This window comes from Xanthomonas sp. CFBP 8443 (genome assembly GCF_025666195.1).
GTDB lineage: Bacteria > Pseudomonadota > Gammaproteobacteria > Xanthomonadales > Xanthomonadaceae > Xanthomonas_A.
In genome coordinates this window covers 5,165,900-5,178,256 of record NZ_CP102592.1, presented here as the reverse complement: position 1 = coordinate 5,178,256, position 12,357 = coordinate 5,165,900, and the positions used below count along the sequence as shown (strand labels likewise).

Genomic DNA, 12,357 nt, shown 5'->3' with positions numbered 1-12,357 from the left:
GTAGGCGCCAAGCCACGCAATGGGCTTGCGAAGTTGCGCGCTTGCGGCCGCTGCGCGCAAGATTGTTGCACCAAAGCCATGTTGCAGAGCAATAAATGACCGATTCGGCCGCGTTCGACCGCACCGACCTGCGCCTGCTGGCCCTGTTGCAACGGCAGGGCCGGGCCAGCAATGCCGAGCTGGCGGCCCAGGTGAACCTGTCGCCGTCGGCCTGCCTGCGCCGGGTGCAGCGGCTGGAGGCCGACGGGATCGTGGCCGGCTACGCGGCACGCCTGGTGCCGGGCGCGATCGGCCTGGGTCTGCAGGCCTTCGTCCGGGTGCAGCTGGAAAAGCATGGGCAAAGCGGCATCGCCCACTTCGCCGACAGCGTGCAGGGCTGGGACGAGGTGGTCGCCTGCCACGCGCTGACCGGCGACATGGACTACCTGCTGCACGTCTACGTGCGCGATCTGGCGCATTTCTCCGCCTTCCTGCTGGACAAGCTGCTCAATGCCGCCGGCGTGGCCGACGTCAATTCCAGCTTCGTGCTGCGCACGGTCAAGGACTTCGCGGGCCTGCCACTGCCGCGCGGCTGAGCGGCGATCGGGACGACAGCACGCGTGCCGAACGGCGCCAGCGCTTGTTAAGTTGTTGCTAACGATTTACATTTGCGTCTCGCGACGGCCGCAGCCGGCCCAGCGTCTCCCGCTCGATCCCGCCAGCCCGACTCTGGGCCAGCCATGCCGGATATCCGTGCCGTGGAGCCCGTCTGCGCCCGTCCGTTTCCTCTCCCCCTCGGCGGCGCGCCTGCATCGGTCGCCGCCGCTCAACGACGACGCCGATTCCATGACCCGCTCCCCCACGCGCCACCTGCTGCATCTCGCCCTGCTGTCCGTCCTGTCCACCACCACCGCGCCCTTGCACGCGGCCGACGCGGCGGCCGATGCCGGCGCCGCTCAGCCCACCACGCTGGACAAGGTCGAGGTCAGCGGCAGCCGTGCGCGCGCGCAGCCGTCGACGACCACGCGCCTGCCGCTGACCCTGCAGGAGACGCCGCAGTCGGTCAGCGTGCTCGGGCTGCAGCGGCTGGAGGAGGAATCGCTGTTCAGCGTCAACGACGTGCTGCGCAACGTCACCGGCGTCAACGTGTCCTTCTACGACACGCAGCGCCCGCTGTATTTCGCGCGCGGTTTCCAGATCACCGACTTCCAGGTCGACGGCCTGCCGACCTACAGCGGTTCGACCAACCAGGAATACGACATGGTCTTCTACGACCGCGTCGAAGTGATCCGTGGCGCCAATGGCCTGCTCAGCGGCGCGGGCATTCCCTCGGCCACGGTCAACATGCTGCGCAAGCGTCCGGGCAAGAGTTTCGACGCCTCGTTCGCGGCCACCACCGGCAGCTGGGATTTCCGCCGCACGCAGGCCGACGTGACCGCGCCGCTCACCGACGACGGCCGCTTCCGCAGCCGCGTCGTCGCCGCCTGGCAGGACCGCGACTACTACTACGACCACTATCACGAGCAGAAGATGTCGGGCATGGCGGTGCTGGAAGGCGACCTGACCGACTCCACCACGGTCACCGTCGGCTATCAGCGCCAGGACAACGATCCGGTCGGCTCGACCTGGGGCACGGTGCCGTACTTCGCCGCCGACGGTTCCTTCGCCGACCTGCCCAGTTCGACCAACCTGGCACCGAAGTGGTCGCGCTGGCAGCGCGACACGCACACCGCCTTCGCCAACCTGGAGCAGCGCTTCGGCGAGGACTGGCTGCTGAAGGTCAACGTCGCCCGCACCGAGGGCGAGGTGCGCAACCTGCGCGTGTACGGCAGCGGCTATCCGGACACGCGCGACGGCAGCGGCATCTATCTGCGCGCCGCCGCTGGCGAGACCGCCGATACGCGCGATGGCGTGGACGTGTACCTGTCCGGCACGTTCCCGCTGTTCGGCCGCGACCACGACCTGGTCGTCGGCGGCAGCTGGCAGGACCTGCAATCGACCGCCTCCACCCTGGCGCTGCGCTATCCCGGCGACTGGGCCAGCTGCGGCCGCGAGCGCTGCTACTACATCCCCAACGTCCACGACTGGGACGGCGACATTTCCGAGGTCACCTATGCGCGCACCGGCGCCTCGCGCGTGGCGCGCACCACCCAGCGCGGCGTGTACGCGTCCACGCGCCTGCGCCTGGCCGAACCGCTGTCGCTGATTGCCGGCGCGCGCCTGAGCTCGTGGGAAACGCGCACGCGCGCCTACGACACCAGCGGCGCCTACACCGGGACCAGCGGCCGCTACGAGGTCAGCGACGAAGTCACGCCCTACGTCGGCCTGGTCTACGCCATCACCCCGGAGATCTCCGCCTACGCCAGCTACACCGAGATCTTCAACCCGCAGAACTACAAGGACAAGGACAACAACCTGCTGGCGCCGGTAGAAGGCTCCAACCTGGAAGCGGGGATCAAGGCGCAGCTGGGCGGCGGCCGCGCGTTGCTCGGCGCGGCGGTGTTCGAGGCGCGGCAGGACAACTACGCGGTGCGCGACATGAGCCAGCCCGAAGCGTCGCTGCCCGACGGCAGCTCGGCCTACCTCGGCATCGACGGCACCAAGAGCCGCGGCTGGGAAGTGGACGTCAGCGGCGAGCTGCGCCCGGGCTGGACGCTCAACGCCGGCTACACCCACGCCAAGGTCACCCGCGCGCCGACCGACGCGATCTACGCCAACCTGCCGGAAGACTATCTGCAGCTGTCCACCCAGTGGCGCCTGCCGGGCGCCTGGCAACGCCTGAGCATCGGCGGCGGGCTCAGCTGGCAGAGCGCGGTGCGCGGCTACAACATCCTGCGTCCGGTGGGCGACGGCAGCGGCGCCGAGGTGCCGGTCACCGTGGTGCAGGACGCCTACACGCTGGTGCACTTCAACGCGAACTACCAGCTCAGCACGCAATGGACCGCGACGCTGGCCGTACGCAATGCGTTGGACAAGAAGTATTGGGCGAATCTGGACTACCAGAACTACGGTGAACCGCGTTTCGTCAGCTTCACCTTGCGCTGGCGTTACTGAGGCGTGCGTAGGAGCGGTGGGCGTGGACGCCTAGCCGCTCCTGTCATCGCGCCCGAATTGCGCCGGGTGCCTGCCGTTGCCGTGCTGGCTCAGTCCTGCTTCTTGCACGGATCGTCGCGACCGATCAGGCGGCCCAGGCGCGAGCGCGGTTCGCACGGCGGGGCGACCGGCTGTGCGGCCCTTGCGGCAGCGGTGGCGGCCGCGGTGCGCTGTTGCTGCAGCTGCGCCAGCTTGGCCTTGATCTGCGGCATCGCCGCCAGTGCGGCCTTTTCGCCTTCCAGGATGGCGGCGTTGCGCTGGGCGAAGTCGGCGGCGCCGATGTCGTTGACCTTGGGCCGGATCACGATGTCCGCGCGCGCCAGTTCCTGCTGGCCCAGGCGCTGGCCCATGATCGCGATCGACTGGTTGACGATGCCGAGCATGCCGGCCGGGTTCTTGCCGCTGGCCTTGCTGGAGATGTCCACCGCGACCACGAAGTCGGCGCCGAGCTGGCGCGCGGCGTCCACCGGCACCGGGCTGACCACGCCGCCGTCCACATAATGGAACTTGCCGATGGTGACCGGTTCGAACACGCCGGGAATGCTGCTGGAGGCGCGCACCGCCTGGCCGGCGTTGCCGCGTACGAACACGGTGCGCTCGCCGTCCTCCAGGCGTGTGGACACCGCGGCGAAGGGCTTGCCGAGTTTTTCGATCGGGCGGTTCTTGAGCTGGGCGTTGACGTAGTCCTGCAGCGCCTGGCCCTGCACCAGGCCGCCGGAGAACAGGCGCATGTCGCGGATGCTGGTCTCGTCCAGCGCCACCGCGGCCTGCTGCATCTGGAACGCGTCCATGCCGCTGGCGTACAGCGCGCCGACCACGCTGCCGGCGCTGGTGCCGGACACCACCACCGGTTCCAGCCCGTTGGCCTGCAGCATCTTGATCACGCCGATATGGGCGAAGCCCTTGGCCGCGCCGCCGCCCAGGGCGATGCCGATGCGCAGCGGCTTGACCGCGGCGGTCGGTGCCGGTCCCACGACCACCGGCGCCGGCGGTGCCGGCTTGGGGTCGCCGCCGCAGCCCGCGAGCAGGCCGAACAGGGACAGGGACAGGAGCAGGCGCGGGGAACGGAAGGCGGTCATGGAGGCGGTGTCGTGGAAGGGAGGGCGGAGCCGGCGCGAGCATACCGGGATCCGCCTGCACCGCCCACGACCGGAGGTCATGCCGCGTGGCGGACGCGGCGCCGCCACACGAAAGGCGCCGCCGCTACCAGCGCAACAGACGTGGGCCGAGCGCGGCGCCAAGGGCGGTCGGCAGCGCCATTCCCAGCACGTACCAGAGCGCCCAGAACGGGACCGCCATCTCCGGGCAATGGATGCAATAGGCCATGGTCGCCAGCGCGCCGCCGAGCAGCCCGCCGGCGGCGCCGGCTACGCGCAGGCGGGTCGGTGCCAGCCCGCGCAAGGCCCAGAACACGCTGGCGAAGCTCGGAATCGACAGCAGCGCGATATTGAACGGGCAGCTGTGCCAGCTCTGGCCCTGCAGCAATGGCAGGCGTAGGTCCGCCGGCGCCGCCCACAGCGCGGCGCTGGCGGCGATCCACAACGCCACGACCGGGACGCCGATCGCGATGGCGGCGGTGCCGACCCGCCGCCCGGGCGTGGCCAGGCGCCAGGCCGCCAGGCCGGCGCCGGCGGCCATGCACGCGGCGAAGCCCAGCTTCGCCCAGAACGCCGGATCCGCAGTCGCCACCGCCAGATCCGGGCGGATCCCGAACACCGCTGATGCCAACAGCAGCGCACCCAGCAGCCCGCTCGGCAGCGCCAGCGCGAACCGCTCGGCAGAGGCATGCCGGTCCACGCGCAAGGGTTCCTGCGCCAGCAGCGCAATCAATTCATCGGTCTTCATGTCGTACTCCTGATCTTCAGCGCCAGCGCCTTGAGTCCGCGGTGCACGCCGATCTTGACCGCCGATTCGGACATGCCGGTCAACCTGGCGGTTTCGCTGACCGACAGGCCCTGCAGCTTCACATGCACGATCGGCAAGCGGTGCCGGTCCGGCAACTGCTCCAGCAGCCGGCCGATTTCATGGCGGGCGTGCGCCGGCGCGTCGTCCGCATGCGCGAACAGATCGTCGGCGGCGGTCAGCGGCAGTTGCAGCGGACCTTTGCGCGCATGCGCCCGGTAGAAGTCCAGCAGCTTGTAGCGGGCGACCGCATAGACCCACGCGGTCAGCGGCTCGCTGCGGCGGTAGGTGTGGCGGCTGTTGTGGATGGCCAGCAGGGTTTCCTGCAGGACGTCTTCGACGTCGTCGGGCGCATGGCTCAGGCGTCGGCGCAGGAAACCGCGCAGGTGGGCGCTGAGCTCGTCCAGGAACGCGCGATAGTCGCGCGCGTCGCCATCCAGGCCGGCCACGAACAGCAGGTGCAGGCGCGCTTCCACCGCCTGCAGCGCGTCCAGGCGGCTCATCGCGGCACGCTGCCGGCGGCCTGGGATGGGACGGGGACACGGCGCGAACGGCGGATGCACATGCAGCGCTCTCCACGGCGGCCTGGCGGGCGCCGGACACGCAGGATAGGACGGCGCCGGCCTGGACGCCGGACCTGCGTCCCGTGCCCGACCGCCATTGCCGCCACCGCCGTGGACCCGGCAGCGCCTGGCGCCGGCGCCGGTTCCCGCCATCCAGGGCGGGCAACCGCGCACAGGCCCGCCGCCGCCGCGACCAATGGCGCCGCAGGCGCAGGGGCGACGGCCACCGCCGCCATCGCTGTCTCGCTGTTCACTCCGGTTTCCCTGCCCCTCTTCGATTCAGAGGTAGTTCGTCGCATCCGCGACGGCGGTTACAGCCAGCGACAGAAATTTTTCATTTCCGACTCGGCCATTGGCTGTAACCGTGGCGGCATTCGTGGCGAATTGCAGAAAGGATCCGGTCGCATGGTGCGCTCGCGATCCGGTCCCTCTCTTCACCCGTTTCCACAGGAGCATCCCATGAACGTACGCAACGCTGCAGCGTCGGCCCTGACCTTGGCGGCCCTCGTCACCGGAGCCGCGATGGCGCAGGGCGCCGACCCCTCCACGCAACCCAAGCCGATGGAAAAGTGCTACGGCGTCGCCAAGGCCGGCCAGAACGATTGCAAGGCCGGCGCCGGCACCAGTTGCGCGGGCACGTCCAAGCGCGACTACCAAGGCAATGCATGGAAGAACGTACCGGCCGGCACCTGCGTCGGCATCAAGACGCCGAAGGGCCATGGCACGCTGACCCCGGTCGGCGCCTGAGCGCGGCGCCGCGGCGATGCAACTCGGCGCCGGCATCGGCCTGAAGCCGCAGCACTACGCGCAGGCGCTGGACTGCCCTGCGCCGGGGTTGTGGTTCGAGGTGCATCCGGAGAACTACCTGGTCCAGGGCGGGCCGCGGCTGGCCTGGCTCGAGGCGATCGCCGCGCGCCACCCGCTGTCGCTGCACGGCGTGTCGCTGTCGCTGGCGGCCGATGCCGATCCGGACGCGCGGCACCTGCACCGCCTGGCCGCGCTCGCCGAGCGCGTCCAGCCGTGGCAGATGTCCGAGCACCTGGCGTGGTCGGTCTGGCGCGGGCGCTACCATCCGGATCTGTTGCCGGTCCCGCGCAGCGCCGCAGCGCTGGTGCGCGTGGTGAGCAATGTCCAGCGCGCGCAGGAGGCGCTCGGCCGCACCCTGGCGATCGAGAACCCGAGCCATTACCTGGCGCTGCCCGGGCATGCATGGAGCGAACCGGATTTCCTGTCCGAACTGGTGCGGCGCAGCGGTTGCCGGCTATTGCTGGACATCAACAATGCATACGTGAGTGCGCACAACCTGGGTTTCGATGCCTATGCCTACCTGGACGCCTTCCCCGCCGATGCCGTGGTCGAAGTCCACCTGGCCGGCCATGCCGAGGATGCGGCGGACCAGCAGGCGCTGCTGATCGATTCGCACGACGCGCCGGTGGACGACGCGGTCTGGCGCCTGTACGCGCATTTCCTGGACATCGCCGGGCCGCGGCCGACATTGATCGAGCGCGATGGCGACGTGCCCGCATTCGATGCGCTGCTGCTGGAGCGCGATCGCGCGCAGCGCTTGCTGGAGCGGGCGACGACGCGGCGGCGGTGTGCGGCATGACCGCGTTGGCGCAGTTCCAGGACGGCTTCGCGCGCGCGCTGTACGGCGATGGCGATGCCGAAGGGCTGGCGACGCAGCCGGGATTCCGCATCTATCGCAATACCGTGCTGCGCGCCTGTATCGATGCGCTCCAGGAAAATTTTCCAAGCGTACGCCGGCTGGTGGGTGAGGCGTGGTTCGAAGACGCGGCGCGTGCCTACGCCCAGCGCTGCCCACCCGACGATGCGCGCCTGCTGCACTACGGCGGCGACTTCGATGCGTTTCTTGCTGCGCTTCCCGAGGCCGGGCAACTGCCCTACCTGCCGGGCGTGGCGCAACTGGACCGTAGCTGGCGCGAGGCGTATGTCGCGGCCGATGCCGCTGCGCTGGATCCGTTGGCTGTGGCAGCGCTGGCCGCCGAACGGCTGGCCGGCGCGCGCCTGACCGTGCATCCGAGCGCGCGCTGGCATTGGTTCGAGGCGTTGCCGGTGTACGCGATCTGGTGCGCACAGTGCGATGCGGCGGCGGTACCCGACCTGGAGTGGCGCGGCGAAGGCGCGCTGCTGCTGCGGCACGGCGGCCAGGTGCAGCGGCATGCGCTGGGCGTGGGCGGTTGCGTGCTGCTGGAGGCCTGCCACGGCGGCGCCACGCTGCGTGCCGCGGCAGAGCAGGCGCAGCAGGCCGATCCCGCGCTGGCGTTGGCGGCCACGTTCGCGACGCTGCTGGGCGCCGGCGCTTTTTCTTCCCTCGACCTTTCTTCCACGCAAGGAATTCCATGACGCCCATCCTCGCTTCCCCGGACCTGCGCGCGCGCTGGAATCGCCTCGCCGCCGCCGTGTCGCAGCGCATCGGCCACTCCGCGCTGGCGCTGTTGTTCCGGCTGTCGATCGCCGCGATCTTCTTCCTGTCCGGACGCACCAAGGTCAGCGGCGTGCTGACCATCACCGACAGCACCTACGCGCTGTTCCGCGAGGACTACCGCGTGCCGCTGCTTGCGCCGGAGCTGGCTGCGCACCTGGCCACGTATGCCGAACATCTGTTCCCGCTGCTGCTGGTGCTGGGCCTGTGCACGCGGCTGTCGGCGCTGGCGCTGCTGGGCATGACCGCGGTGATCGAGATCTTCGTCTATCCCGATGCCTGGCCCACGCACCTGAGCTGGGCCGCGCTGCTGTCGTACCTGATCGTCCGCGGTGCCGGCCGCGTATCGCTGGACCGGCTGCTGCGCATCGCCTGACCGTCGCATCGCGGTGTAACCGCGGCGACGCTTGCGCCGAAGTACCTGCTGCCAATCCGGCATCCGTCCATCCCCGAGGAACGTCCATGATCGCTACCCGTACCGTCACCGGCTTCGCCGCCACCGCCGCCCTGCTCGCCGTCGCCGCCGCCAGCGTCCCGGCCACCGCCAGCGCCACCGCCAAGGGCGATGCCAAGGTCGTGGCCTGCTATGGCATCAACAGCTGCAAGGGCCAGTCCGACTGCAAATCCGGCAGCCACGAGTGCAAGGGCCAGAACGCGTGCAAGGGCCAGGGCTTCAAGGACGTGACGGTGAAGCAGTGCACCGCGGCCGGCGGCTCGCTGACCGCCCCCGCCGGCTGAGCCGACGCCTGGGTCCCGGCCGGCGCCACGCGCGCCGGCCGGGACGACGAACGAGACCTTGCGCCAGATGGACACGATCACGCCTTTCCATGGCTTCGGGTTGGGCCTGCGCCCGCCGCACTATCCGCTGTATCTCGAGGAGCCGCCCGCACTGGATTTCGTCGAGGCGATCTCGGAAAACTTCATGGTGTCCGGCGGCCGGCCGCTGCACGTGCTGGATCGGGTGCGCGAACGCTATCCGGTGGCGCTGCATGGCGTCTCCATGTCGCTGGGCTCGGCCGACGGCCTCGACCGCGAGTATCTGCTGCGGCTCAAACGCCTCGCGCAGCGCGTGCGTCCGTTGTGGGTCTCCGACCACCTGAGCTGGAGCACGGTGGCAGGATTCAATTCGCACGATCTGCTGCCCTTGCCCTACGACGCCGAAGCGCTGGACGTCGTCTGCGCCAACATCGCCCACGCCCAGGACGTGCTGGAGCGGCCGCTGCTGCTCGAAAACCCTTCCACCTATCTGGCCTTCGCAGGCGCCACCATGAGCGAATCGGCGTTCCTGCGCGAGGTATGCGCGCGGACCGGCTGCTACCTGCTGCTCGACGTCAACAATGTCTACGTCAGCGCCATCAACCATGGCACGGATCCGCAGGCCTACCTGGATGCGCTGCCCTGGGACCGCGTACGCCAGGTGCACCTGGCCGGACATAGCCAGGGCAGCGAGCTGCTGATCGATACCCACGACCAAGCCGTCTGCGATCCGGTATGGGCGCTGTACGCGACGGTGTGCCGGCGCATCGGCGCGATCGCGACCATGATCGAGCGCGACGACCGGATCCCGCCGCTGCCCGAATTGCTGGACGAGCTGCAGATCGCGCGGCGCATCGCCGCCGACGCGGCACGCGCGGCCGCATGAGCCTGCTGGACCTGCAGCGCCGCTTCTCGGGTTGGCTGCGCGACCCCGAGGCCGATGCGGATGCCTGCCTGGACGCGCGTCAGCGTCCGGGCCTGCGCGTGTATCGGCATGCCTACCGCGCGCAGCTCGGCGACGCACTGCGCGACACCTACGCCACCACCCTGGCCTGGTTGGGCGACGCCGCGTTCGACGCGGCCGCTGCCGGCTACGTGGCGCGACATCCTCCTGCTGCCTGGAACCTTGGCGCCTACGGTGACCGGTTCGGCGCCTACCTGGGCGCGCGCCATCCCGAGCGGCCGGAACTCGCGGACCTGGCCTGGCTCGACCTGGCCTTGCGCCGCGCTTTCGATGGGATCGACGCGGCGCCGGTGACGCTGGCGTCACTGGCCGGTGTGGATTGGGAGCAGGCGCGCCTGCGCTTCGTGCCGACCTTGCGCCGCCGCCGCATGCGCAGCAACGCCGCTGCGATCTGGTTGGCACTGTCGGAGGGGCGTGCGCCGCCCGCGGCGGTACGTCTGCCCGAGGCGGTGGCGATCCGGGTGTGGCGCAAGGGGTTGTCGCCGTATTTCCAGAGCATGTCGCCGCTGGAGGCGCGCATGCTGCGCGATGGGCTGGCCGGGCTGCGCTTCGGCGCGTTGTGCCGGCATGCGCCTGACCAGGATCCGGCGGTGATCGGACGGGTGCTGGAGCAGTGGCTACGCGATGAAGTGCTGGAGGCTGTCGTGTCGGCGTGAGCGGCGCACGCTGGCGCCGCTCACGCCGGTGCAGCCTCAGAAGTTGTTGTCGCCGTCCAGCATCCGGCCCAGGCCGCCGAGCACCGAGCCTTCGCCGCGGTTCTGCCCGCCGCCTTGCGGCGCGGCGGCGAACATGCGCCCGGCCAGGCGCGAGAACGGCAGCGACTGCAGCCACACCTTGCCCGGGCCGGTCAGCGTGGCCAGGAACATGCCTTCGCCGCCGAAGAACATGCTCTTGATGCCGCTGACCGGGCGCACGTCCATGTCCACCGTGGAATGGAACGCGACCACGCAGCCGGTGTCCACGTCCAGGCGCTCGCCGGCGGCCAGCTCGCGCTCGACCACGCAGCCGCCGGCGTGCACGAACACCCAGCCGTCGCCTTCCAGCTTCTGCATGATGAAACCTTCGCCGCCGAACAGGCCGGTCATGATCTTGCGCTGGAAGTGGATGCCCAGCGACACCCCGCGCGCACCAGCCAGGAAGCTGTCCTTCTGGCAGATCAGGCGGCCGCCGTGCTGGTCCAGCTTCATCGCCAGCACCGTACCGGGATAGGGCGCGGCGAAGGCGACCTTGGCCTTGCCCTGGCCCTGGTGGGTGAACACGGTGGTGAACAGGCTCTCGCCGGTGACCAGGCGCTTGCCGGCCGAGAACAGCTTGCCCATCAGCCCGCCACCCTGTGCGCCGCCGGAGCCGTCGCCAAACACCGTGTCCATCTGCACGGCCGAATCCTTGAACATCAGCGCGCCGGCCTCGGCGACTGCGCTTTCGCCCGGGTCCAGTTCGATCTCCACGAACTGCATCTCGTGGCCGACGATGCGGTACTCGATGTCGTCGGCGCGGCCGCTGCCGCCGGGTGGCGGCGGCAGGTCCGGCGGCAGGCCGGCACCGGACGCCTGACGCAGTTCGTCGACCTGCTGCGCCGGCTTCCAGCCGTTCTGGCCCTGGCGCCAGGCCATGGCGGCGGGATTGTTGCGGGCGAACGCGATGGCGTCGGCATCGTCGAACGGGCCGGAGCGGGTCTGCTCGCTGCCGGTCAGGAAATACCACTGGGTCATGGTTGCAGGTCCTTGGCGGAAATCTGCGGCGAGTCTATCCCGCCGCCCCGGTCGGTTCGCATCTGTCCAAAGGCATGGGCGCGGGCTGTTCGCCGACTGTTTCCTGCAGGAGCAACGTCGGTCGCGATGCAACGAAGCGGCGCGCTTCCCCGGGATCGAAAAGCGTCGCGGCTGAAGCCGCTCCTACACAAGAGCCTGGCTGGACCGGCGCACGCGGCGCACGCTCCTGTAGCAGCGGCTTCAGCCGCGACCGATCGATAACCGCAGCGCTCTACAGCTCGCTCGCCAGCCGCGCCGGCAAGGTCTCAGCTTCCTCAAGCCGTGCGCGCGCCATCCAGGTTCGCGCGGAACCGTGGGGTTGTCCTGCAGCTTGGCGACCGTCGCCGCGCCGACGATGCGGCTTTCGCCGCAGCTGCGCCCGCGCGCCATCGGCGCGTCGGTAGGCGTCGGAGCGGCCCCGCTGAGCAACGAAGGCGCGTTATGGCGACGAAGATCGAATGCGTCGCCCGACAGCACGGAGCCTGGCCAGCCTGCTCCGCACTGAGGCGGGGACGTGATGGGCGGCGGCATCACAGAACGCGGCTGCACGTCGACGGATACGAGGGCGGCTACTCGCGAACTCCGCCTACCGGGCGACATCCATGCGGTCCAGCCGCAGTCGATCGCAAACACCGCGACCTGGCGTTGCCAGTGGCGCTCGCGGAGATTCCCATCAGCAAAGCGCCTCGTCCCAGTGCGGATGCTGCAACGCACACAGAATCGTCTTGAAGGGGATTCCTTAGATCGTTCCAAAAAGCGAACTGTGTCACGTTTATCGGCCGTTTATCTCGCGTATGTTCGCCACCGGGGGATCGGTGACACACGGCTGACATTTCGCATGTCGAGCGAACGCGGCAATTCGGGGTGGACCCTGTCCATCGCGTTGGACCGTTAGGCCTGATTTTC

General features: G+C 69.7%; 13 protein-coding genes. 9 read left to right on the top strand and 4 right to left on the bottom strand.

What is annotated here, in order from left to right:
• Positions 1–95: 95 nt before the first annotated feature.
• Entirely contained in the window at positions 96–575 is a 480-nt protein-coding gene (locus tag NUG20_RS21605; protein ID WP_263396402.1) for an Lrp/AsnC family transcriptional regulator, read from the top strand.
• A 250-nt stretch (positions 576–825) separates the two neighbouring features.
• A complete protein-coding gene (locus tag NUG20_RS21600; protein ID WP_263396401.1) occupies positions 826–3,033 on the top strand; it encodes a TonB-dependent siderophore receptor in 2,208 nt (735 codons plus the stop codon).
• Positions 3,034–3,122: 89 nt separating this feature from the next.
• Here NUG20_RS21600 and NUG20_RS21595 read toward each other — a convergent pair whose 3' ends face one another.
• The 3 genes from NUG20_RS21595 to NUG20_RS21585 all read right to left on the bottom strand — a co-directional run bounded on the left by NUG20_RS21595 (position 3,123) and on the right by NUG20_RS21585 (position 5,477).
• Complete coding sequence (locus NUG20_RS21595) at positions 3,123–4,151, bottom strand: patatin-like phospholipase family protein (protein ID WP_263396400.1); 1,029 nt, start codon at positions 4,149–4,151, stop codon at positions 3,123–3,125.
• A 124-nt stretch (positions 4,152–4,275) separates the two neighbouring features.
• Complete coding sequence (locus NUG20_RS21590) at positions 4,276–4,917, bottom strand: NrsF family protein (RefSeq protein ID WP_263396399.1); 642 nt, start codon at positions 4,915–4,917, stop codon at positions 4,276–4,278.
• Positions 4,914–5,477: a sigma-70 family RNA polymerase sigma factor gene (locus tag NUG20_RS21585; RefSeq protein WP_263396398.1), complete on the bottom strand. Its 564-nt coding sequence runs from the start codon at positions 5,475–5,477 to the stop codon at positions 4,914–4,916. The genes NUG20_RS21590 and NUG20_RS21585 overlap by 4 nt, the downstream gene beginning before the upstream one ends.
• Positions 5,478–5,996: 519 nt before the next feature.
• Between NUG20_RS21585 and NUG20_RS21580 the strand changes: the two genes are divergently transcribed.
• From NUG20_RS21580 to NUG20_RS21550, 7 genes are all read left to right on the top strand, one after another.
• Positions 5,997–6,284, top strand: coding sequence for a BufA1 family periplasmic bufferin-type metallophore (locus NUG20_RS21580; RefSeq protein ID WP_263396397.1), 288 nt, complete (start codon positions 5,997–5,999; stop codon positions 6,282–6,284).
• Between the two features lie 16 nt (positions 6,285–6,300).
• Positions 6,301–7,143, top strand: coding sequence for an MNIO family bufferin maturase (locus NUG20_RS21575; protein WP_263396396.1), 843 nt, complete (start codon positions 6,301–6,303; stop codon positions 7,141–7,143).
• Positions 7,140–7,901 (top strand): HvfC/BufC N-terminal domain-containing protein, encoded by a 762-nt coding sequence (locus NUG20_RS21570; RefSeq protein WP_263396395.1) that lies wholly within the window; start codon positions 7,140–7,142, stop codon positions 7,899–7,901. Before NUG20_RS21575 ends, NUG20_RS21570 begins: the two co-directional genes overlap by 4 nt.
• Positions 7,898–8,356: a DoxX family protein gene (locus NUG20_RS21565; RefSeq protein WP_263396394.1), complete on the top strand. Its 459-nt coding sequence runs from the start codon at positions 7,898–7,900 to the stop codon at positions 8,354–8,356. The genes NUG20_RS21570 and NUG20_RS21565 overlap by 4 nt, the downstream gene beginning before the upstream one ends.
• An 86-nt stretch (positions 8,357–8,442) precedes the next feature.
• Complete coding sequence (locus tag NUG20_RS21560) at positions 8,443–8,718, top strand: BufA2 family periplasmic bufferin-type metallophore (RefSeq protein ID WP_263396393.1); 276 nt, start codon at positions 8,443–8,445, stop codon at positions 8,716–8,718.
• Between the two features lie 67 nt (positions 8,719–8,785).
• Positions 8,786–9,622 carry an MNIO family bufferin maturase gene (locus NUG20_RS21555; RefSeq protein ID WP_263396392.1) on the top strand — a complete coding sequence of 279 codons (837 nt, stop codon included), beginning with the start codon at positions 8,786–8,788 and terminating at the stop codon, positions 9,620–9,622.
• A complete protein-coding gene (locus tag NUG20_RS21550; protein ID WP_263396391.1) occupies positions 9,619–10,356 on the top strand; it encodes an HvfC/BufC N-terminal domain-containing protein in 738 nt (245 codons plus the stop codon). The genes NUG20_RS21555 and NUG20_RS21550 overlap by 4 nt, the downstream gene beginning before the upstream one ends.
• 36 nt (positions 10,357–10,392) lie before the next feature.
• On the opposite strand, the gene NUG20_RS21545 is transcribed toward NUG20_RS21550, so the two are convergent.
• Positions 10,393–11,412 carry a TIGR00266 family protein gene (locus NUG20_RS21545; protein ID WP_263396390.1) on the bottom strand — a complete coding sequence of 340 codons (1,020 nt, stop codon included), beginning with the start codon at positions 11,410–11,412 and terminating at the stop codon, positions 10,393–10,395.
• Between the last annotated feature and the right edge of the window lie 945 nt (positions 11,413–12,357).